Source organism: Rhodoferax sp. GW821-FHT10B06 (assembly GCF_059415605.1).
Genome location: NZ_JBWKNO010000004.1, coordinates 414,107 through 435,893 on the forward strand (window position 1 = coordinate 414,107; position 21,787 = coordinate 435,893).

Annotated in this window: 22 protein-coding genes; 11 read left to right on the forward strand and 11 right to left on the reverse strand. The window is 63.1% G+C overall.

Going from position 1 to position 21,787, the window contains the following annotated elements; translation table 11 throughout:
- The 5 genes from AC07O2_RS09375 to moaD form a co-directional block, all read left to right on the forward strand.
- Positions 1-597 (forward strand): tetratricopeptide repeat protein (locus AC07O2_RS09375; protein WP_495075457.1); only part of this gene is annotated, 597 nt, incomplete at its 5' end.
- A 92-nt stretch (positions 598-689) separates the two neighbouring features.
- Positions 690-2,117, forward strand: a complete 1,428-nt coding sequence (thrC, locus tag AC07O2_RS09380) for a threonine synthase (protein WP_495075458.1) — start codon at positions 690-692, stop codon at positions 2,115-2,117.
- Positions 2,118-2,237: 120 nt separating this feature from the next.
- Positions 2,238-2,768, forward strand: coding sequence for a molybdopterin-guanine dinucleotide biosynthesis protein B (mobB, locus tag AC07O2_RS09385; protein WP_495075491.1), 531 nt, complete (start codon positions 2,238-2,240; stop codon positions 2,766-2,768).
- Entirely contained in the window at positions 2,765-3,991 is a 1,227-nt protein-coding gene (locus AC07O2_RS09390) for a molybdopterin molybdotransferase MoeA (protein ID WP_495075459.1), read from the forward strand. The genes mobB and AC07O2_RS09390 overlap by 4 nt, the downstream gene beginning before the upstream one ends.
- Positions 3,988-4,239 (forward strand): molybdopterin converting factor subunit 1, encoded by a 252-nt coding sequence (moaD, locus tag AC07O2_RS09395; RefSeq protein ID WP_495075460.1) that lies wholly within the window; start codon positions 3,988-3,990, stop codon positions 4,237-4,239. Before AC07O2_RS09390 ends, moaD begins: the two co-directional genes overlap by 4 nt.
- Before the next feature lie 106 nt (positions 4,240-4,345).
- On the opposite strand, the gene AC07O2_RS09400 is transcribed toward moaD, so the two are convergent.
- The 3 genes from AC07O2_RS09400 to AC07O2_RS09410 form a co-directional block, all read right to left on the reverse strand.
- Entirely contained in the window at positions 4,346-4,942 is a 597-nt protein-coding gene (locus tag AC07O2_RS09400; protein ID WP_495075461.1) for a hypothetical protein, read from the reverse strand.
- A 527-nt stretch (positions 4,943-5,469) separates the two neighbouring features.
- The gene (locus tag AC07O2_RS09405; RefSeq protein ID WP_495075462.1) at positions 5,470-5,811 is read right to left on the reverse strand and encodes a zinc ribbon domain-containing protein YjdM; all 342 of its coding nucleotides are present in this window, start codon (positions 5,809-5,811) and stop codon (positions 5,470-5,472) included.
- A gap of 179 nt (positions 5,812-5,990) precedes the next feature.
- Entirely contained in the window at positions 5,991-7,649 is a 1,659-nt protein-coding gene (locus AC07O2_RS09410; protein WP_495075463.1) for a Na/Pi cotransporter family protein, read from the reverse strand.
- Between the two features lie 272 nt (positions 7,650-7,921).
- Between AC07O2_RS09410 and AC07O2_RS09415 the strand changes: the two genes are divergently transcribed.
- Positions 7,922-10,126: a LamG-like jellyroll fold domain-containing protein gene (locus AC07O2_RS09415; protein ID WP_495075464.1), complete on the forward strand. Its 2,205-nt coding sequence runs from the start codon at positions 7,922-7,924 to the stop codon at positions 10,124-10,126.
- A gap of 96 nt (positions 10,127-10,222) precedes the next feature.
- On the opposite strand, the gene AC07O2_RS09420 is transcribed toward AC07O2_RS09415, so the two are convergent.
- The 5 genes from AC07O2_RS09420 to AC07O2_RS09440 all read right to left on the reverse strand — a co-directional run bounded on the left by AC07O2_RS09420 (position 10,223) and on the right by AC07O2_RS09440 (position 15,729).
- Positions 10,223-11,635: an MBL fold metallo-hydrolase RNA specificity domain-containing protein gene (locus AC07O2_RS09420; RefSeq protein ID WP_495075465.1), complete on the reverse strand. Its 1,413-nt coding sequence runs from the start codon at positions 11,633-11,635 to the stop codon at positions 10,223-10,225.
- Between the two features lie 80 nt (positions 11,636-11,715).
- On the reverse strand, positions 11,716-12,519 hold the full coding sequence (locus AC07O2_RS09425) for a sugar phosphate isomerase/epimerase family protein (RefSeq protein ID WP_495075466.1): 804 nt from the start codon (positions 12,517-12,519) through the stop codon (positions 11,716-11,718).
- Between the two features lie 16 nt (positions 12,520-12,535).
- On the reverse strand, positions 12,536-13,162 hold the full coding sequence (locus AC07O2_RS09430) for an NIPSNAP family protein (RefSeq protein WP_495075467.1): 627 nt from the start codon (positions 13,160-13,162) through the stop codon (positions 12,536-12,538).
- 68 nt (positions 13,163-13,230) lie between these two features.
- On the reverse strand, positions 13,231-14,904 hold the full coding sequence (locus AC07O2_RS09435; RefSeq protein WP_495075468.1) for an FAD-dependent oxidoreductase: 1,674 nt from the start codon (positions 14,902-14,904) through the stop codon (positions 13,231-13,233).
- 3 nt (positions 14,905-14,907) lie between these two features.
- Positions 14,908-15,729: an IclR family transcriptional regulator gene (locus AC07O2_RS09440; RefSeq protein WP_495075469.1), complete on the reverse strand. Its 822-nt coding sequence runs from the start codon at positions 15,727-15,729 to the stop codon at positions 14,908-14,910.
- 125 nt (positions 15,730-15,854) lie between these two features.
- Here AC07O2_RS09440 and AC07O2_RS09445 point away from each other — a divergent pair, with 125 nt between their 5' ends.
- The 4 genes from AC07O2_RS09445 to AC07O2_RS09460 all read left to right on the forward strand — a co-directional run bounded on the left by AC07O2_RS09445 (position 15,855) and on the right by AC07O2_RS09460 (position 19,819).
- Positions 15,855-16,649, forward strand: coding sequence for a shikimate dehydrogenase family protein (locus AC07O2_RS09445; protein WP_495075470.1), 795 nt, complete (start codon positions 15,855-15,857; stop codon positions 16,647-16,649).
- 1 nt (position 16,650) lies between these two features.
- Positions 16,651-18,366: an FAD-dependent oxidoreductase gene (locus tag AC07O2_RS09450; RefSeq protein ID WP_495075471.1), complete on the forward strand. Its 1,716-nt coding sequence runs from the start codon at positions 16,651-16,653 to the stop codon at positions 18,364-18,366.
- A gap of 190 nt (positions 18,367-18,556) precedes the next feature.
- On the forward strand, positions 18,557-18,865 hold the full coding sequence (locus AC07O2_RS09455) for a BON domain-containing protein (RefSeq protein ID WP_495075472.1): 309 nt from the start codon (positions 18,557-18,559) through the stop codon (positions 18,863-18,865).
- Positions 18,866-19,030: 165 nt separating this feature from the next.
- Entirely contained in the window at positions 19,031-19,819 is a 789-nt protein-coding gene (locus AC07O2_RS09460; protein ID WP_495075473.1) for a hypothetical protein, read from the forward strand.
- Positions 19,820-19,835: 16 nt separating this feature from the next.
- On the opposite strand, the gene AC07O2_RS09465 is transcribed toward AC07O2_RS09460, so the two are convergent.
- Both AC07O2_RS09465 and AC07O2_RS09470 read right to left on the reverse strand, forming a co-directional pair.
- Entirely contained in the window at positions 19,836-20,348 is a 513-nt protein-coding gene (locus AC07O2_RS09465) for a GAF domain-containing protein (RefSeq protein ID WP_495075474.1), read from the reverse strand.
- Between the two features lie 134 nt (positions 20,349-20,482).
- Complete coding sequence (locus AC07O2_RS09470) at positions 20,483-20,686, reverse strand: hypothetical protein (RefSeq protein ID WP_495075475.1); 204 nt, start codon at positions 20,684-20,686, stop codon at positions 20,483-20,485.
- A gap of 51 nt (positions 20,687-20,737) precedes the next feature.
- On the opposite strand from AC07O2_RS09470, the gene AC07O2_RS09475 reads away from it, so the two are divergent.
- On the forward strand, positions 20,738-21,046 hold the full coding sequence (locus AC07O2_RS09475; RefSeq protein ID WP_495075476.1) for a BON domain-containing protein: 309 nt from the start codon (positions 20,738-20,740) through the stop codon (positions 21,044-21,046).
- A gap of 461 nt (positions 21,047-21,507) precedes the next feature.
- On the opposite strand, the gene AC07O2_RS09480 is transcribed toward AC07O2_RS09475, so the two are convergent.
- The coding region (locus AC07O2_RS09480; protein WP_495075477.1) for a hypothetical protein at positions 21,508-21,787 on the reverse strand (280 nt) is incomplete at its 5' end.

Below are 21,787 nucleotides of genomic sequence, written 5' to 3' on the forward strand. Positions count from 1 at the left end.
CTGGGCCAGCTGGAGCAGGCGCGCAGCGCCTACCAAGAGGGCTTGGACATCCGCCGCCAGCTGTTGCCGCGCACAGGAGATACGCCGCAAAGCCTGCGCGACCTGAGCGTGTCTTTGAGTAATGTGGGCAATGTGGCGCGGGAGCAGGGCCAGCTGGAGCAGGCGCACAGCGCCTACCAAGAGGGCCTGGACATTAGCCGTCAGCTGCTGCAGCGCATAGGAGGTGTGCCGCAAAGCCTGCGCGACCTGAGCGTGTCTTTGGACAAGGTGGGCGATGTGGCGCGGGAGCTGGGCCAGCTGGAGCAGGCGCGCAGCGCTTACCAGGAGAGCCTGGACATTAGCCGTCAGCTGTTGCAGCGCACAGGAGGTGCGCCGCAAAGCCTGCGCGACCTGAGCGTGTCTTTGAGTAATGTGGGCAATGTGGCGTGGGAGCTGGGCCAGATGGAGCAGGCGCGCAGCGCCTACCAAGAAGCCTTGGCCATTGTCCAGCGCCTGCAAAGAGTTTTATCGAGCGACCGCAGCTTGGAAACTGCGGAACGCAATTTGCGACTGGCATTGCAGCAACTGGACATGCACCTCCCGGACCCCAGCGCCTGATTTCGGCGACAATTTCCCCTTTACGCTAGCTCTCGCACGTCGCCTGCAGCGTATTCCATCCGGCCCCGCCTCGCCCAACGACATACAACACCATGCACTACCTTTCCACCCGTGGCGACGCCACACCGCGCAAGTTCTGTGAAATCCTGCTTGAAGGCCTGGCGCCTGATGGTGGTCTGTACCTGCCGGTGCACTACCCGCAGGTGGATGACGCCACGTTGACGCGCTGGCGCAAGGTCTACCACGAGCAAGGCTATGCCGAGTTGGCGTTCGAGATTTTGTCGCTGTACATCGACGACATTCCGGCTGACGACCTGCGCGCCCTGTGCCGCAAGACCTATACCGCCCAGGTGTTCGGCACTGGCGAGATCGTGCCCCTGCGCCATGTGGAAAACGGCGTCTACCTGGAAGCCCTGTCGAATGGCCCGACCCTGGCCTTCAAGGACATGGCGATGCAGCTGCTGGGCAATTTGTTCGAGTACGAACTGGCCCGGCGCGGCGAAGAGCTGAACATCCTGGGTGCCACCAGCGGCGACACCGGCAGCGCGGCCGAATACGCGATGCGCGGCAAGAAGGGCGTGCGCGTCTTTATGACCTCGCCGGCCGGCCGCATGAGCCCGTTCCAGCAGGCGCAGATGTTCAGCCTGCAGGACGCGAACATCATCAACATCGCTGTGGAAGGCGTGTTCGACGACTGCCAGGACATCGTCAAAGCCGTGTCCAACGACCTGGACTTCAAGCGCAAGTACAAGATCGGCACCGTCAACAGCATCAACTGGGCACGCTTGCTGGCCCAGGTGGTGTACTACTTTGCCGGCTACATCCAGGCGACCGAGACCAACGACCAGAAGGTCAGCTTCACCGTGCCCTCGGGCAACTTCGGCAACGTCTGCGCCGGCCATGTGGCGCGCATGATGGGTCTGCCGGTGGCGCAGCTGGTGGTGGCCACCAACGAAAACGATGTGCTCGACGAGTTCTTCCGTACCGGCGTCTACCGCGTGCGCGGCAGCGCCGATACGCACGAGACCTCCAGCCCGTCGATGGATATCTCCAAGGCCTCCAACTTCGAGCGCTTCGTGTTCGACCTGGTGGGCCGCGATGGCGCGCGCACCAAGGACTTGTTCAGCACCCAGCTGTCGGCCACCGGCAGCTTCGATTTGAGCGCCGACCCGGCCTTCAAGGACGCGGCTGCGCGTTACGGTTTCGTCAGCGGCAAGAGCACGCATGCTGACCGCCTGGCCACCATCCGCGACACGGCAGACCGCCATGGCATGGTCATCGACACGCACACGGCCGACGGCCTGAAGGTGGCGCTGGAGCACTTACAAATCGGCACACCGATGATCGTGCTGGAGACGGCGCTGCCCATCAAGTTCGCCGCCACCATCGTCGAAGCCCTGGGCCGTGAACCCGAGCGTCCCGCGCAGTTCGAAGGCATCGAAGCCCTGCCCAAGCGCGTGCTGAACCTGCCCGCCGATGTGACGCTGGTGAAGGCGCTGATCGAGAAGACTTGTAGCTAACATGGGACACCCCCAGGCTTGCCCGCTGCGCGTGGCCTCCAACCCCCTTGCAGGGGGCAACACCAGTGGCCCGGCAAAGCCGGTTCCACGGTGTTTCTGGCCTCTGCGTCGCGCCACAACGTGAAGGCCGTCGTCTTCGCGGGCTTTTCCGGGTCGGGTAAAACCACCCTGGTGGAGCAGCTGATTCCCCGCCTCAAGCAGCAGGGCCTGCGGGTGTCCGTGGCCAAGCATGCGCACCACAAATTCGACATCGACCATCCGGGCAAGGACAGCTGGCGGCACCGCCAGGCCGGCGCCTTCGAGGTGGTGGTGGCCTCCGACCGGCGCCTGGCCCTGGTGCGCGAGTTCGAACAACCCGAAGAGCTGTCGGTGCATGCGCTGATCGCCGAACTCAGCCCCAGCGTGGACTGGGTGCTGGTCGAGGGCTTCAAGTCCAGCGACCTGCCCAAGATCGAAGTCTGGCGCGCCGCCGCGCAGCAGCCGGTGCAGTACCCGGCGGATCCGCACATCGTGGCCATTGCCACCGACGTGGCCGCCGACGCATTGCCCGAGCCCAGCCCGCACCCGGTGCTGGACCTGAACGACCCCGATGCTGTAGTCGCCTGGCTGCTGCAGCACGCCCCTCTGTTTGTCTACAAGGCCCCGACATGACCCGACCCCGCGCTCCTTTGATGCCGCTGGACGACGCCCTGGCCCAGCTGCTGGCCCAGGCGCAGCCCCTGGCCGGGGTGGAGCAGGTGTCCACCTTTGATGCCGACAGCCGCGTGCTGGCGCAAGACCTGGTGTCGGCGCTGCAAGTGCCCGCGCACGACAACAGCGCCATGGACGGCTACGCCCTGCGCTGTGCGGACCTGGCGGGCACGGCCAGCTTGCCGGTTTCCCAACGCGTAGCCGCCGGCAGCCCGGCGCTGGCCCTGCAGGCAGGTACGGCGGCGCGCATCTTTACCGGAGCACCGATTCCCTTTGGTGCCGACGCGGTGGTGATGCAGGAAGACTGCGAAGTCCTGCCCGACCAAAGCATCCGCGTGCTGCGCCCACCCCAGCCCGGCCAGTGGCTGCGTCGGGCTGGCGAAGACGTGGCCAAGGGCGCCGTGGTGCTATCGAAAGGTGAGCGCCTCACGCCCGCATCTACTGCGCTGGCGGCCAGTATTGGCATGGACCAGCTGCCGGTGGCGCGGCGCCCAAGGGTGGCGCTGTTTTCCACCGGTGACGAACTGGTCATGCCCGGCGAAGTGGCGCCACAGGCTATGCGGCCCGGCGCCATCTACAACTCGAATCGCTTCTTTCTGCGTGCCCTGCTGCAGCGTCTGGGCTGCGTGGTGACCGACTACGGCATCGTGCCCGACCAGCGCGCCGCTACCGAGCAAGCGCTGCGCGATGCCAGCCAGGCGCACGACCTGATACTGACCAGCGGCGGCGTGTCGGTGGGTGAGGAAGACCATGTCAAACCCGCTGTGCAGGCCCTGGGCCAGCTGAATCTGTGGCAGATCGCCATCAAGCCCGGTAAGCCGTTTGCCTGTGGCCGGGTGGGCGGCGCCCACTTCATCGGTCTGCCGGGCAACCCGGTGTCCAGCTACATTACTTTCCTGGTGTTGGTGCGCCCCTTCCTGCTGCGGCTGCAGGGTGCGACCCAGCTGGTGCCGCAGGCCATGGCACTGCCCGCGCATTTCAACTGGCCCCGCGCCGACCAACGCCGCGAATTTTTGCGCGTGCGGCGCAACGCGGCCGGCGGCCTGGACCTGTTCGCCAACCAAAGCTCTGGCGTGCTGACCTCCGCCGCCTGGGGCGACGGCGTGGTGGACAACTCGGCCGGCCAGACCATTGCCCATGGCGACATGGTGCGTTTCATTTCTTTGGCAGAGTTGCAGGCATGAAAGTGACCGTGCTGTACTTCGCCTCCATCCGCGAGGCTCTGGGCCAGGGGCGTGAAGTGGTCGACACCAGCGCGCCTACCGTGCAGGCTCTGCGAGATGAGCTGGTGGCACGCGGCGGTGCCTACGCCAGCAGCCTAGCCCCTGGTCGCGCTGTGCGTGCAGCGCTGAACCAGGTGATGGTGGATGGGCAGGCTGTGCTGGTAGAGGGGGCGGAGGTGGCGTTTTTTCCGCCGGTGACGGGGGGGTAGCTCGTGGGCGGCTTTGCTCAGTGGAAAGTGCCGGCTACCGCCTTTTCTAAAGCCTCAACGACTCAATTCGGTAGCTGCGGAGGGTGTTGTCCCTAGGAGTGATGATTTAGGTGCCATAGGGCACCATCCACATATATAAGGACATCAGTATTGCTAGAACTCCCAAAAACAAGCCAAGCTCACCGGCATACCTGCGAAAAAAACCAAGATCTTTAGAAAATACGATTGAAGCTGCTGGAAGAACCTGATTTCTATATTGAGAGAAATACCCAAAAAAGACCATCGCAATAATCCATGAGAACATTAAAGGAGGCGCGATATTGGGGAAGTTCGAAAAAGGGCCAATCTTTAGCCAGGGGAGTATTAACATAAGGATGAATATAAGCGTGTACGGAATATTCATCATCCAGTAATACCACACGCGGCGTTGCGATACAACCTGGTTAACAGCCTCTAATGCTCCGGCACACCATATGTCCGACTCTCCCTCGACCTTGAGGGTAGGCGTATTGCTAAACATGCTCCCCGAAGAAAGAGTTACCTCTCGCTGCCCCTGTCTCATTTCGATGGAGAATTTCGTGACGATTCCGCGGAGGGAGGAATAATCAAGCAATTCTTCTATCGATTCGAAAGTTAATTTTTCCGATGGAATTTGGATGGCGATCTTCTTTCGAATTGGTTGGGTAGGGTCGAAGAGGGCCATTAATCTCTTCCAAATCAATTCAAGATCCCCTCGTTCTAAGGAAAACGCGGTAACTCGAATCTCGCGTTCGACTTCTCTCTTCATTCGTATCCCCCCCTTTTTTGATGCCCAATTCAATATAACGAGACACAAATGTGTCGCCCTACCATGGCCACTTGTAGTCATTTAAAGCGTCATATAGGCCTGGTTTCCCAGAGTTTTTTTACACGCGATAGAGGTCAAGCCATTTCAGTAAAGGCAGCAGCTAAAAGCGTTGGGCCACTATAGCCCGGCATAACTGTGCAGCCACTGATGTGGCTGCATCCTTTGCTCGAAAGGTGGAATTGCAGGGTGCTCGATCTTTGATGGCTGATCGTGTTTGAGGAATATATGTGGCGGTTCCGTATTTCTATCTGATGTGCAGCCTACCTCAAAGGCTACTTTCGTGCGTCTTGAGCCTGTCGAAGTAGGCGGCGCTGACAGCCCTTCGACAGGCTCAGGGCGAACGGGTTGGGGTAAGCCTGATAGCACCGAAAACCCGCCGTACCTCATGCCTTCTTAACAAACTCCGACTTCAATTGCATCGCACCCACGCCGTCAATCTTGCAGTCAATGTCGTGGTCGCCTTCGATGATGCGGATGCTTTTGACCTTGGTGCCTACTTTGATGACGAGGGACGAGCCTTTGACCTTCAGGTCTTTGACCAGGGTGACGGCATCGCCATCGGCCAGCACGTTGCCATGGGCGTCGCGGACGATGCGTTCTTTCTCGGCGCTGTCTTCAGCGGCCTTCTGCGGCCATTCGTGCGCGCATTCTGGGCACATGAACAGAATGCCGTCTTCGTAGGTGAAGGCGGAGCCACATTGGGGGCAGGGGGGTAAGTTGCTCATGTTATTTTGGTCTTGGGTGAGTGGTTGATCTTGGGGGGAGTGGTGGCTCTAGTTGGCCTAGGGTGAACGGAGATCCCAAGCCAAATTGTCTGCTACCGCAGAAAGAATCTGCGCAAGCCGCTATTCATTTGAGAGCAAGCCTGCATCCCTGTCCGAGATGCAGTGCTAACGCCCGCCGGCTATTCCAGCTCGGCCAGCCGGGAGTTGCGCAGGCGGTTGGGGGCCAGGGCGCCAGCGGATTCGAGGATGGGGTAGGCGATGGAGCAGATGTGCGAGTTGATGCGCTTGAGCTCGCTGATCAGGTCGATATGCAGCGAGCTGGTTTCGATGCTGGACAGGGTGTTGTCCGTCAGCCGCACCAGGTGGGACCGCGAGTAGGCGTGCTCCAGGTCGCGGAAGCGGGCTTTTTCCTCCAGCAGCTTTTTGGCGTCGTGCACATTGCCGTTCAGGAACACGCTCATGGACAGGCGCAGGTTGTCCAGCAGGCGGGCGTGCAGCTCGCCGATTTCCTGCAGGCCGGCTTCTGAGAAGTTGCGCCGGGGGCGGATCTTTTTGTCCTGTACGTCGATCAGCACGCGTTCGATGATGTCGCCGATCTGCTCCATATTGATGGTGAAGCTGATGATGTCGGTCCAGCGTCGGCTCTCGGCTTCGGCCAGGGCTTCACGCGATATCTTGGTCAGGTAGTACTTGATGGCTGAGTACAGCTCGTCCACCGTGTCGTCCAGCTTGCACAGCTCCTTGGCCAGGGCCTCGTCGTCGTGGCTGATCACTTCCATCACGCCGCGCAGCATGGTTTCCACCACATCGGCCTGGTGCAGGGCCTCGCGCGCGGCACAGGAGATGGCCAGCGAGGGCGTGGACAGGGCGGACGGGTCCAGATGTCGTGGCCGCATCTGGGATGCGGAGGGCAGGGGTTTGGGAAGCAGCTTTTCCATGGCCTTGGCCACCAGCTGGGTCAGGAAAATAAAGGCCAGGCTCATGGCCACGTTGAAGGCCAGGTGGAACAGCACCACACCCTGCGTGGTGTCGGGCATGGAGGGCTGCACATGGCGCAGCCACAGGCCGATGAACGGCGCCACCAGCACCACGCCCATGATCTTGAACACCAGGTTGCCCACGGTGACCTGGCGCACCTCGATGGCCGACTTGGCCGTGGTCAGCACCGCCAGCGCGCCACTGCCCAGGTTGGCACCCAGCACCAGGCCCAGCGCCACGTCCAGGTGTATCACATGCGAGGCGGCCAACGCCGCAATCAGCAGCACCACCGCCAGGCTGGAGTAGGCCAGTATGGCCAGCAGCATGCCGAGGAAGATCTCCAGCACCACGTCGCTGCTGACGGCGCTCAGCAGCCCGCGTATGGCGGGTGAGGCCAGCAGCGGCTCGGTGGCGTCCACCACCAGGCGCAGGGCCAGCAGCATCAGGCCCAGGCCGATCAGCACCCGGCCGATGCGCCCGGGCGTGCCGTCCTTGCTGGACAGGAACAGCACCACGCCGACAAAGATGAACAGCGGCGACAGCCACGACAGGTCGAAGGAAAACAGCACCGACATCAGGCTGGTGCCGATGTCGGCCCCGCGCATCACGGCCAGCGCGGCGGGCAGGGTGATCAGGCCCTGGCCGACGAAGGAGGATGTCATCAGCGAAGTCGCCGTGCTGGACTGCACCAGTGCCGTCACGCCTATGCCAGAGAGGGCGGCGGTGAAGCGGTTGCCCATGCTGTTGGCCAGGATTTGCCGCAGGTTGGCGCCGAATACACGCAGCACACCGGTCCGTACCAGGTGGGTGCCCCACACAAGCAGCGCAATGGCCGCCAATAAATTAAGGAGATGCTTCATAGGGTTAGCCGGCAACTATACGCCGCAGCGTTGGTGTATTTGGCAGGGTGGCGCCATGGATTGGCCGGGAGGCGCCATGGGGCCCCCCGATTTTCTTGTGTAAAGAATGGATGAGGCTCATATTGGCTCATGTAGGATGTGTGCAAATGTAAATTTGTGTTTGCAGTTCAAGTACAAAAGCAAGTTTGCTGAAGAGACAGACAGGCCCCTCGCAGGGTGGATGCCAGTCTGGATGTTTTTTCCACCTACCGCCCATATACATAGGAGTCGATATGCCGAGAACCCAAGCCCCCGCCATCCAACTCAAGCGGCGAACCGTGATTTCTTCAGCTGTCGGCATGGCGGTGTTCGGGCTGGCCGGGTGCGGCAGCTCCGCCAATGGGGCGGGCGACTCTGCTGCGGCAAGCTCCGCAAGTACAACGGGCGGCTCCGCCACGCTGCTCGCTCGCAGTGATGCGGACACAACACCGGTGGACAACACAACCGCCACCGCAAGAGTCTTTGCACACCCGGGTTTGCTGCATACCGAAGCGGACTTCACGCGCATGCGGGACAAGGTCGCGGCCCAGGCTCAGCCCTGGCTTGCGGGTTGGAATGCGCTCACGGCGAATGGCCGCAGCCAGTTGGGTGCCACGCCACGCGCCCTGGCCACGGTGTACCGCGGCACGACCAATAATTCCGCGCAGATGTACATCGATATTGACCGTGCCTACCAACTGGCCTTGCGCTGGAAGGTGTCGGGCGACACACGGTTCGCCGATCTTGCTGTGGTGTTCCTGAACGCGTGGTCGTCCACGTTGACATCCATCCAGGGCAATGCCGACCGCTATCTCGCGGCAGGCATTTACGGCTACCAGTTTGCCAACGCGGCCGAGATCATGCGCACCTACAGCGGTTGGGCAGCGGCAGACTTTGCCCGGTTCCAGAACATGATGTTGACGGTGTTCTACCCGCTCAGCAGTGAATTCCTGGCCAGTCACAACGGCGCGGTGATCACCAACTACTGGGCCAACTGGGACCAGTGTGCAATGGCTTGCGTGCTCAGCGTGGGCGTGCTGTGCGACCGTGAAGACATTTACAACGAGGCCATGGCCTATTACCGGTCGGGGGCGGGCAATGGCGCCGGCTTGCAGGCGGTGTACCACGTGCATCCCGGCTACCTGGGCCAATGGCAGGAGAGCGGGCGCGACCAGGGGCACTGCACGCTGGGCATCGGCTTGGCCGGCGCATTCTGTGAGATGGCATGGAACCAGGGCGACGACATCTACGGCTATGACAACAACCGCTATTTGGCGGGCGCCGAATACGTGGCGAAGTCCAACTTGCAGGATGCCAATGGCGTGTTCAACACCGTGCCTTGGTTGACCTATGCTGATAAGCAGGGTGTGTTCACGGGCCTGTCCACCGCTGCACAAGGCAGTCTGCGCCCGGTGTGGGAAATGCCCTTGCACCACTACCAGGGCCGCCGTGGTATCGCCGCCAAGTACGTGGGGCAAGAGGCACTACAGCTGCGGCCTGAAACCGATGGTGGCAACGGGGATCAGCTCGGCTTTGGCACGCTGACGTTTGCACGCGACCCGCTCACAGGTGCCGCTCCGCAGGGCTTGACCGTGCGCCAGCAAGGCACTCAAGCGGTGCTGTCCTGGTGGGGTACGCCAGACGCTACGTCGTACAACGTCAAGCGTGCCAGTTCCGCTGGCGGCAGTTATGCGACCGTGGCTTCGGGTATCACCGACCTGCTGACCTGGACCGACACCTTGCCGGCGGGCACATCCTGGTACGTGGTGACAGCCGTGTCGGCCAGCGGCGAGAGCGCGGTATCGAATGCTGTGAGCGTATCTCTCTCCCCGGTGCTGTCGCTGCAGCTGAAGTTCAATGAGGCCAGCGGTACAGCCGCAGCCGACAGCACGGCGCAATGGCCGGCGGCAACCTTGACCAATGGAGCGGCATGGGTCGCGGGCCATGAAGGTAGTGCCTGTGCGCTGGACGGTGTGGACGACTATGTCGCCTTGCCCGCCGGGATCGTGGACACCTTGAGCGACTTCACGATGGCCACCTGGGTGTATCTGGACTCTGCGGCGACCTGGGCGCGCATTTTCGATTTCGGCTCGGGCCCGCGACGTTGCATGTTTCTAACCGTTCGGAATGGGGCAGGCGTGCCGCGCTTCTGCATAGACACCATCCACGGCTACAACGCGCAGGTGATCGACGGCAATACCGCGTTTCCCGTAGGGAGATGGATCCATGTAGCCGTCACCCTGTCGGCGGGTGTGGGCACGCTGTATTTGAACGGCGCGGTCGTTGGCAGCAATACGGATATGAAGCTTGCACCCTACCACCTGGGTACTGGCATGGACGGCTGGATTGGCCGTTCGCAGTACGCGGCCGACCCTTATCTGAAGGCCAAGGTAGACGATTTCCGGGTGTACCAGGGCGCCTTGACGGCGGCTGACATTGCAGCGCTGGCGAGCGCCTGAAAGCCAGTCCAATCAGCCATAGCTGATGCATGCCAGGGCTGCATGGGGTTGCCTTGCCCCTTGACCTTGGGTGCAGCCAGTGCCGGGTTCAGGCGGTCACAGATCTGCTTGCGTGCCGGGCGCCGGGGCCTCCACGTTCCAGCCCAGTGTTTTGGATATCTGGTCGGCAAACCCGCGTGCGGTCTGCGCTTCTCCGTGGACCACGAAGGTCCGCTGAGGAGGGCGCGCAAAGCCCTTGAGCCAACCCAGCAAAGCCGCCTGGTCCGCATGGGCCGAGAGCCCGCCGATGGTGTGGATCTGCGCCCGCACCACATGCTCTTCGCCGAAGATGCGCACGCGTTTGGCGCCATCCACCAGCTTGCGGCCCAGCGTGCCTTCGGCCTGGAAGCCGATGATGACGATGGCGCATTCCGAACGCCCCAGGTTGTGGCTCAGGTGGTGCTTGATACGGCCCGCATCGCACATGCCGCTGGCCGACAGGATGATGGCGCCGGCCTTGATGTCGTTCAGGGCGATCGACTCCTCCACGGTTTGCGTGAAGTGCAGGTCGATCCAACGGGGCAGGCTGTCTTTGGGCACCAGGAATGCGCGGGTTTCGTCGTCCAGTACGTCTTTGTGGCGCCAGGTGATCTCGGTGGCTTTGGTGGCCATGGGGGAGTCGACGAACACCTTCAGCTTGGGCAGCCGGCCTTGCCGGCACAGGTCGGCCAGCAGCCACAGCACCTCTTGCGTGCGGCCCAGGGCAAAGGCGGGGATGATGATGTTGCCCTTGCGCCGGCGCAGCGTGTCTTCCACCACTTGGACCAGTTCGTCCACGGTGTCCTTCATCTGCCGGTGCAGGCGGTCGCCGTAGGTGGATTCGACCAGCAGCACATCGGCGCTGTCGATGATGGTCGGGTCGCGCACGATGGGCCTCCCGGGTTGCCCCAGGTCGCCAGAGAACACTAGCTTGGTGGTCTTGGCGCCTTCGGTCAGCCACAGCTCCAGAATGGCCGAGCCTAGGATGTGGCCCGCATCGCGAAAGCGGCAGCGCAGGGCGGCATGCGGCTGCACGTCTTCGTCGTAGGCAACGCCGTTCAGCTGCTCCAGGCAGGCCTGGGCCTGGGCTACGGTGTACAGCGGTGCGGGCGTGGCCGCCAGCCTGCGCTGGCGGTGGTTTTTGCGCTGGGCGCGGGCCCAGTCGGTTTCCTGGATGAAGGCGCTGTCGAGCAGCATGACGGACAGCAGGTCCACGGTGGCCGTGGTGGCGTAGATCGGACCGCGAAAGCCCAGCGCGGACAGCCGGGGCAGCAGCCCGCTGTGGTCGATGTGGGCGTGGGTCAGCAGCACAAAGTCGATCTGCCGCGGGTCAAAGGTCCAGGCCTGCAGATTGCGCGCCCGGGCTTCGCGCCCGCCCTGGAACATGCCGCAGTCCACCAGAAACCGCAGCGTGCCGGTTTCCACCTCCGCCTCTACCAGATAGCAGGAGCCGGTGACTTCTTGCGCGGCCCCGATAAATGTCAGCTTCATACGCAGCCTCCAGAGTGGAGGTCCAGTATCTGCTTGGCGATGGCGCTTGTGTTGACCTGGGTCAAACCATCCGCTGCTGCCTATTCCAGCAGTTTGCGCGACGCCTCCAGCGCCAGGCGCGACCACTCCACATCGCCAAGCTGCGCGACCCGCAGCTGGTGCGGCACCTCGACGCTGATGGGCAGGTCTGTTGGCAGCGCGCCGAACAAACCGGCCAGGTCGATGCCTCCTTCGCCCGGCAGCAGGCGCTCGCAGCGTGCGGTGTGGATCATCTGCTCTACCGTGAAGTCTTTGCCGGCGGGCGCGTCGCAGATTTGTGCGTAGTGCAGCAGCGCGCGTGGCAGGGCGCGCAGGTCCTCCAGCGTGGTGCTGGAGCGGGCGAAATGCAGTGCGTCGACCAGGATGCCGGCATTCGCCGGGCTGCCCGCGGCGCGCACCGTGCGCAGCGCGGCCTGGGCGTCGGGCACGGCGGTCCAGGGCATGAATTCCAGGTCGGCTGTCATGCCATAAGGCTGCATGAAGGCGCAGAGCCGGGCGTAGCTGTCGGCCAGCCGCGGCAGGTCCAGGTCGTCGCCGGCGACCAGCACGGCCTTGGCCTGCAGGGCGGCGCCAGCCTCCAATAGCGGGCGGTGTGCCTGCGGGTCAAAGTCCGCGCCGAGGCGGATGATTTCAATGTCGAACACGCCCACGCCGGTGTCGCGCTGCACCGCCAGGGTTTCGCGCAGCATGGCGGCATCGCCCAGCAAGACCTGGTGCGGCGCGCCGGGCATATTGGGCTGCAGCCGCATGCCGACATGGCGGTAGCCCAGCAGCGCTGCAGCGGTCAGCATCTGAGGCGGCGTGAGGCCAGAGGCGGTGAGATAGGCCAGGGAGTAGGTGCGCATGCTCAACCTCCTCGCTTTACTTCAGCGGCGATACCGCGGTGGGCATCGCGATGGTGGAGAACATGTTGGTCGTCAGGTGCGCTGGCCCGCCCTTGGGTGGCCAGATGCCTTGGGCCACCGCGTCGGCGCGGGCCTTGCTGCGCGCGTCCAGCGTGGGGTAGGACCAGATGTTGGTGAAGCGCAGCGGGCCGTCCAGCGCGACCATCGCCACGACGCAGGGGGACAGCGCTTCGCGCGGTGGCACGTACCGTTCCCACAAATCAATCGTGGCCTGCACGCCGCCGGTCTTGATGCCGTAGGTGCGGATCTCGTACACCGGGCCGGTGATGCCCGATTCTGCCGACGGCCGCACCGGCTTCATCCACGGAAAGCCCTGGTAGCTGTGCTGCTCCAGGCTTTGGAAGATGCTGCCGCAACCGAACGGGTCGGCGCTTTTTTGTGTGCGCTCGCGCTCTGCCTGCAGCGCGCCCAGGTCGGCAAAGCCGCGCAGCACGATCATCTGGTTCAGCTGGCCGATGTCGGTGAACCAGCAGCCCAGCAGTTCACCGCCCGCCTCGGGCGCGCTGGTGTAGGTCTGCACGTGGGTGGCGGCCTGCCCGGCAGCGCCGAACGGCAGGGTCATGGTGGCGAGTTCGTAGTACATGGAGATTCCTTTTGCTATTAAATTGAGAGCTGATTGCGCAGGTATTGATTGCGCTGGAGGCCGATTTTTTATAAATCCACGCCGGCTGCATGGTGGGCCGCGATGTAGCCAAACGTCATCGCTGGCCCCAGGGTGATGCCGCCGCTGGGGTAGGTGCCGCACATCACGCTGTGCATGTCGTTACCACCGGCGTACAGGCCGGGAATGGGATAGCCGCGCGCATCCAGCACCTGGGCGCTGGCGTTGGTGCGCAGGCCGGCGAAGGTGCCCAGGCTGCCGGGGACGATCTTCACCGCGTAGAACGGGCCTTGCGCCAGTGGCGCCATGCAGGGGTTGGCCAGGCCGGCACCGGCATCGCCCTGCACGCGGTTGTAGGGGGTCTCGCCTTTGGCGAAGTCGGCGTCACGGCCTTCCAGTGCTTGCTGGTTGTAGCGCTGTACTGTGGCTTGCAAGTTCGCCGCGTCTATGCCGCAGGCCAGGGCCAGATCAGCCAATGTGTTGCCGCGTTGCAGGTAGCCGTTGCGCAGCATGGCGCCCATGGGTATGGGGGCGGGTTTGACTGCGCCCAGCCCGTAGTGGCGGATGAAAGCGTGGTCGCAGACCAGCCAGGCCTGCACCGGTGCACCGCTGGGTGTTGCGGCCAGCATGCCGCGCACAAAGTCGTAGTAGGAATCTGCTTCGTTGGTGAAGCGTTGGCCGTTCGCCGTGACTGCGATCAGGCCGGGCTTGGCGCGTTCGATCAGGTGTGGGAAGTGGGCGAAGCTGCCGTCTTTTTGCGGCACCAGCGATACCGGCGCCAGCGCTGCGGCCTGTACTGCGTCACGGGCGACCTGACCGCCGGCCGACTCGCCCAGGCGCAGGCCGTCGCCGGTGTTGCCGCGCGAGGCGGCCGACCAATGTGCGTGGCCCAGCAGTTCCTGCTTGCGTGCCGCATCAAATGGAAAGCCGCCGCAGGCCAGCACCACGCCGCGGCGCGTGCGGATTTCCGTGCCGTTGACCACCGCGCCGAGCACGCAGCCATGTTCGAACAGCAGGCGCTGCGCCGGGCTGCTGGTGCGAATCTCCACGCCCTTGGCAAAGGCCGATGCGGCCAACCCGGCGACCAGCGCATTGCCGTTAACCAGGCGCATGCCGCGCCGGTAGCGCAGCAGGTCGGTGAAGTGGTGCAGTACCCGCTTGCTCACATACCAGAGCGATGCGGGTTTGCGCATGGCGTTGAAGAAATGCCGCAACTCTGCACCGGACGCAATGCCCATGCCCCACAGCGTGGTCTCGTGCAGCGGCGGCTTCAGCTGCTGGATGTGTGCGCCCAGGCGCCGGCCATCAAAGGGTGCGGCGCAGATAGAGCGGCCGCCCTTGGCTGCATGCGGGTTGCGGCCGTGGAAGTCGGGCACGCTGTTGCCGTCGATGAACTGCAGTGCGGTTTGGCTGCGGAAGAACTCCACCATGCGCGGCCCTTGTAGCAAAAAGGCTTGGACCCGCGCCGCGTCGAACTGCGCACCCAGCTCCTGCCGCAGATACGCCGTGGGTTGGGCGATGTCCTCAACGATGCCGGCGTCAAGCGCCAGCGGGTTGCGCGGAATCCACATCCAGCCACCCGACCAGGCGGTGGTGCCGCCGTACTGGGCCTCTTTCTCCACCACCAAGACCTTCAAGCCCAGATGGGCGGCGGTGACGGCGGCGGACAAGCCGCCAGCGCCGGAGCCGATCACCAAAAGATCGCAGGTTTCAGTGGCGGCCATGGATCAGGCTGCGTAAATTTTCTTCAGGCTAGCAGCGGCGGTGGCGCGCGGCTGGTTGAAGAAGGGCGATGCGCCGCTGGCTGCGGCCAACTGCGCGGCCAGCGACACCAGGTCTGCGCCCAGGGCCTGCATGCGTTCCAGCGTGAAGCGGGCAGACGGGCCGGCAATGCTGATGGTGCCTAGCGCGGGCTGGCCGTTCAGGCGCACGGGTGCGGCCATGGCGTTCAGGCCAGGGGTGTAGGTTTCTAGCGTCAGGCTGTAGCCGCGTTCGCGTGTGGCGTGTACTTGGGCCATCACCTCTTGCAGCGTCTTCGGCGCATTGGGGCCGAATTCTTCCACGGGGCCGACGCCCTGCTGGGCCACCAGGGCCAGTGCCGCGTCGTCGTCCATGGTGGACAGCCAGGCCAGGCCCGAGGACGAACAGGAGATGCGCGCATCGCTGCCCATGTCGGGGTCGTAGCGCAGGCCCTGGCGCGCGCCCTGGGCGCGGGCCACCCAGGTCAGGCGGTTGCCGTCGACCACGGCCAGGCGCACCAGTTCGCCAGAGATTTCGGCCAGGCGGTCAAGCAACGGCTGGGCAATATCGACGATGCCGGTATGGCTGAGAAAGCTCAGGCCCATGGACACCAGCTTGGTGGTCAGCAGGTAGTCGCCGTGGTCGCGCGTTTGCCGCACATAGCCACAGCGCACCAGGTCGGCCAGCAGGCGGTGTACGGCGCTGCGGGGGATGTCAAGCTGGTCGGCAATGGCAGCTAGCTCCAGCCCGCCGCCGTGCTGGGACAGCAGTTCCAGGATGCCAAGGGTTCTTTCCAGTACGCCATTCATGCGGCTTGCTCCGTCGGTTCAATAGGGTGCGATCTTAACAAAATCAGAACTTAATTCAATAGTTGAATAGAATTCCACTTTTATTTATGATCGCGGCACCGACCAGAACAATGGAGAACTCCAGCATGTCAGAACCTTTGAGTGGCGCCACCCGTGTGCATTTCATCGTGGGCGATCCGATCGCGCAGGTGAAGTCACCCGCCGGCGTCAGCCAGGCCTTCCACGACCGGGGCCACAACGCCTATGTGATGCCGGCCCATGTGGCGCCGGCCCAGTTGGCTGCTTGGCTGGATGGCGTGTCGCTGGCGCAGAACGTCGACGGCGTCATCGTCACCGTGCCGCACAAGTTCGCCTGCTATGGGCTGTGCGCTACCACCTCGGAGCGCGCCGCCTTCCTGCACACCGTGAACACCATGCGCCGCAACCCCGACGGCAGCTGGCATGGCGATATGTTCGATGGCCTGGGCTTTGTGTCTGCCATGCAAGACAACGGCTGCCAGCCCGCCGGCAAGAAAGCGCTGCTGGTCGGTGCCGGTGGTGCGGGCTCGGCCATTGCCCATGCCCTGGTGGTAGCGGGCGTGAGCAGCTTGGCCATCTTCGACCCGGACGCGGCCCGCCGCAGCACCCTGGTGGACCGGCTGGCGGGCCTGGGCAAATGCCCGGTCACGCACGGCTCGGCCGACCCCACGGGCTTTGATATCGTGCTCAACGCCAGCCCGGTGGGCATGCAGGCCAGCGACCCGATTCCGGTGGATACCGACAAGCTGCAAGCCAGCATGTTCGTCGGCTGCGTGATCACCGCGCCGGCCATCACCCCCTTGATCGCCGCCGCCCGCGCCCAGGGCTGCCAGACCATGACCGGCGCCCACATGTTCGGCCGCGTGCGCGACCTGATGGTCGACTTCCTCTTGGAGCAATAGCATGCAGCTTCTGCCATCCCTGGCGGCTTTGCCCGAATCCTCTGCCTTCGACCTGGTGGTCGTGGGTGCCGGCGGCGCGGGCATGGCGGCGGCTTTGTTTGCGGCCATTGCCGGGCAGAAGGTTTTGCTGGTTGAACGCACAGAGTACGTGGGCGGCACCACGGCCTGGTCGGGCGGCACCACCTGGATTCCGGGCACCCGACATGCGGCCACCGTCAACCCGCAGGACACCTTGGCAGACGCCAAGCGTTACCTCGACAACGCCATCGGCAACCGCAGCCCAGCGGCATTACGCCAGGCCTTTCTGGACCATGGCGCGCAGGCTGTGGAGCTGCTGGAAACGCAATCCGAGGTGCACTACCGCGCCTACCCCAAGCACCCCGACTACATCTCCGACCTGGGTGGCGCTACCCTGAATGGCCGCGCGCTGGAGCCGCTGCCGTTTGACGGCCGCCTGCTGGGCGATCTGTTCACGTTGGTACGCCCGCCCATCCCCGAGTTCACCGTGCTCGGCGGCATGATGGTGGACCGTACTGACATCAACCACCTGCTGGCGCTGGGCAGCTCCTGGCGGTCTTTCAAACACGCAGCCAAGCTGCTGGCCCGCCACGCGCTGGACCGGCTGCGCCACCCGCGCGGCACGCGGCTGGTGATGGGCAATGCCCTGGTCGGGCGGTTGCTGTATTCCTTGTCACAACACGCGAATGTCACGCTGGCGCTGAACACCTCGGTGCGGCGCATCCACCGCGAGGCCCAGGGCATTGCGGCCGTGACCCTGCTGCAAGCCGGTCAGCACCGCACGGTGGGCGTAGGGGCTGGCCTGGTGCTGGCCAGCGGTGGCTTCAACCGCAACGCCCAGCTGCGCGCCGACCTGCTGCCCGGCGTACCGGCCGACTGGTGCCCGTCTGCGCCCGGCCACACTGGTGAAGCCCACGGCCTGGCCCAGCATGTGGGTGCCCACTATGGGCAAGGCAGCCTGAGCCCGGCCTTCTGGGCGCCGGTATCGAAACGCCTGCGCGCAGACGGCAGCACGGCCGTGTTCCCGCATTTCATGATGGACCGCGCCAAGCCCGGCATGCTGGCGGTGAACCAGGCGGGCCAGCGCTTTGTCAACGAGAGCACCTCGTACCACCTGTTCGGCCTGGCCCTGCAGCAGCTCGGCAATCTGCCGGCCTACCTGGTCTGCGACGCCGTGGCTCTGCGCAAATATGGCATCGGCATGGTGCGCCCCGGTGGAAAAGGCCTGGAGCCCTTCCTGGCCGACGGCTACCTGGCGCAGGCTGACACGCTGGATGCGCTGGCGCACAAACTGGGCATCGATGCGCAAGGCCTGCAGGCCAGCGTGGCACAGATCAACCACTATGCCGAAACCGGTGTGGACCCGGACTTCCAACGCGGCAGCACGGCCTATTCCCAGAATATGGGCGACCCCGTTGCCGGCGGCAAGAATCCCAACCTGGGTCCGCTGCGCCAGGCGCCGTACTACGCGGTGCGCCTGTACCCGGGTGACATCGGTGCTGCCACCGGCTTCGCCACCGATGCCGACGCGCGCGTGCTGGGCGAAGACCAGGCGCCCATTCCCGGCCTGTACGCCGTGGGTAACGATATGCAGTCCATCATGGGCGGTGTCTACACCGCGCCCGGCATCACGCTGGGCCCGGGCCTGGTGTTCGCGTATTTGGCGGTGCGCCATGCGCAGTCTGTGAAATCTAGGTAAAAAGTGGCTCTAGCGCAGGTAATGCCTTCGCTGGTAGCTATCAAGTTAATAGCGAATGGCGGCCTAGGGTTTCACCCTAGATTGCAGTTGACATCTGCCTGCGGGGTTTCGCAACACGGGGTTGGCGGGGGCTTGGGAAGATCACCCCATCGCACCAAACATGGTGCAACAACCCCAAAGGAACTTCACCATGACACGCATTTTCAACCGCATCGCCGCTTCTGCCTTGTTCGCCCTGACCGCTGGCGCCTTCTTGCCCGCACACGCTGCCGGTAACGACGCTGATCTGGCCGGCCAAGTCCAAGCTGCCCTGAGCAGCAAGTTGGGCAGCGATGCCAAGGACCTGACCGTCACCGCCGACAACGGCAGCATCACTCTGCACGGTTGGGCCCAAGGCCCGCAAGAAGAAGCCAAGGCCCGCTATGTGGCCAGCACGGTGCCTGGCGTGCATAACGCCTACAGCGCGGTGCGCACGTTCTCGACCGATAGCAACGAGTAATTCGGACCTGTGCCCCGTGTGGGCAGGTTCCAAAAACAAAGGCCTGCAACGTTTGCGTTGTGGGCCTTTTTGCCGTTGGACGAGGCAAAGAGTTGGAGGCCGATCATCACGATGGGCATCAAGTAAAGTCAGACTTTTGCGGCAAGCGATTGTCCATTTCTCGCCATGAACAGATTGCAAACCGAATTGCGTCGCCTCTACCTCTTGGGTAGTCCCGCAGACGACGTTGCCAGTGCCGAAGCCCCTTGCTTGATCAGCCCCGAAGCGGGTGTGCGGGCGATGGTCCTGGAACTGGCCCGTCCAGCGGATTGGGGTGTTCTATCGGTACTGTGGCAAGGCGTTCAAGCCGATCTGGAGCTGCCCGCACCGGCTATCGCCGTCTCGGGCACAGACGGTTACCAGCTGTGGTTTTCGCTGGTGGAACCGGTGCCGGTGCCCGAGGCGAGGCGCTTCCTGGAGTTCCTGCGCCTGCGTTACTTGGGCCATGTTGCGCTGGGGCGCATTGCCATGTGGCCTGCGGTGGATGCTTCGGCTCCAGGGCATTACCAGCACGCCAACATGGTTCCGGCTCACTTGAAAGATACCGGGTTATGGTCGGCGTTCATTGCTCCCGATTTGGCCCCCGTTTTTTCCGATGAGCCCTGGCTCGACATTTGCCCCAGTCCTGATGCCCAGGTAGACATCCTGTCGCGCCTGGTGGGTATCAAGGCTGCAGATTTTCAAAAGGTCTTGGCCAGGCTGGGTGCTGCAGCCAAAACCACGACGTCTCACGTGGCGTTGGCAACCAGCGAAAAAGGCGGCGCAAGCGATCTGGCGCATGCTGCAACACAGCAGAATCCCAAACAGTTTTTGCTGGATGTCATGGGCGACACCAGCATAGAAATGCACCTGAGGATTCAGGCTGCGGCAGCCTTGCTGCCGTACTTTGAAAACCCGCCTCGCGCTGCAAGCTGATGGGGCAAACGTTGCCCTAAGTTGCTACTGAATCCGGTGCCAGCCGGGCTGCGAGCAGGCTGGCCGTATAGCGCAGGCGGTCTATGTCGGCTCCGGCTTGGATGCCGCGGCTGAAGCAGCACAAGGTGCCGTACACCGCACCTCCCGAGAGGCGCACGGGTGTGCTCAGGTGGGTTCCGATGGGGATGCCAGGGTCGGGTGCCTGGCCAGATGCGACGTAAGCGGCAGCATCGTCCATACGCTCTGGCAAGCGGCCTTCGACCACCCATTGGCACCAGCTCTCTTCCACCGGGTCGGACATGCCAGCCTGCACAGGCGCGAAGTCCGGCGCGTGGTCCACCGCCATGAAGGTGCGGCGGTTGTTGGCAATTTGGGACACGAAGGCCACATCCATGCCCAAGCGCGTGCGCAGCAATTTCAGAACTTCCGGTACGGCGGCAGGAAGTTCGGGGTCCGCCGAGTCGCTGGTGGCGACCAGCAACTCCGAAATTTTGACGTCCAAGTCGTCGGGTTCGTAATCCAAGTACATGGGTGCCAGTCTAAATGTTGGCTCCTGTGGCTGGCGCCGGATGGGCGCTGCTGCCATGGGCCGAAAAGCCTGCATGTTCCCCGCGATGCAGGCTTGGTGCGGAGGTGCAGCCGGTACGCGCATCATGTAAAAAATCACGGCTTGGCCGCGTTTTCTGCGGCCTCTTTGTATTCGAGAAATATGAAGGAAATTTGCCTCTTGCGCAGGTAATGCCTGCGCAGGCAGCTATCAACTTGATAGTAATTCAGCTGCCAGGGTTTCACCCTGGGTTGCAGTTGAAATAGGACGAGCGCCTGTGGCAACACGCCATTGGCGGCGGCTTGGGAAGATCGCTCCATCGACAACCAACCGCACCGAACTTGGTGTAACAACCCCAAAGGATCTTTACCATGGCACACACTTTTAACCGCATCGCCGCTTCTGCTCTGTTCGCCCTGACCGCTGGCGCCTTCTTGCCCGCACACGCTGCCGGTAACGACGCCGATCTGGCCGGCCAAGTCCAAGCGGCCCTGAGCAGCAAGTTGGGCAGCGATGCCAAGGACTTGAGCGTCACCGCCGACAACGGCAGCATCACCTTGCACGGCTGGGCCCAAGGCCCACAAGAAGAAGCCAAGGCCCGCTATGTGGCCAGCACGGTGCCTGGCGTGCACAACGCTTATAGCTCGGTGCGCACGTTCTCGACCGATAGCAACGAGTAATTTGGACCTGTGCCCCGTGTGGGCACGTTCCAAAAACAAAGGCCTGCAACGTTTGCGTTGCAGGCCTTTTTGCCGTTGGACGAGGCTGGCTGCTACTGCGTTTTAACGTCCGCTTGGGAGTAATCACAAAGACAGCCTTGGGCCCGATGCTGCCACTCAATTTGCCCAATACCGGACAGACAACATCATGAACATCAATAGAAGACCGCAGGCAATAAACCTCTTGGTGTCCTTTACTAGCCTAGCAGCCTCCATGTCCCCCTGTTTTGCAAGCTGAATGAATTGGTCATTTGTCAGGTTACCGTGAACCTGTATAAGCTTCATTTTTCGAGGAAACAACCATCCAAAGCCCACTACGACCCAAATCAGTAATGCGGTAAGAAACATAAATAGTGAATTGATGTAGGGCGCAGGCGGGGCCATTAATCAGCGGTCGCTATTGGCCGAATGCAGCGGTCACATTATTGAAGACGCCCGAGCAACTCAGCCTTAGCTTTGTCAAAATCCGCATATTCGCACAGCTGGTCCATGCGACCGCGCTCCGAATAGAAAACCGCCCATTTCCCATCCAAGGGGACAAGACAGGTGCGCTCGTCACGCACCGTTCCAAGGGAATAGTGGGAAGCTGGGATTTCCAAACCTGCTAACTCAAGCGCCAGGGCCTTTAGAGCGGCTAACAAAAGCGTGTCATCGTCAAATGCACATCGTGCGTTTGACGCGGGATGGGAAAGAACAGAAACA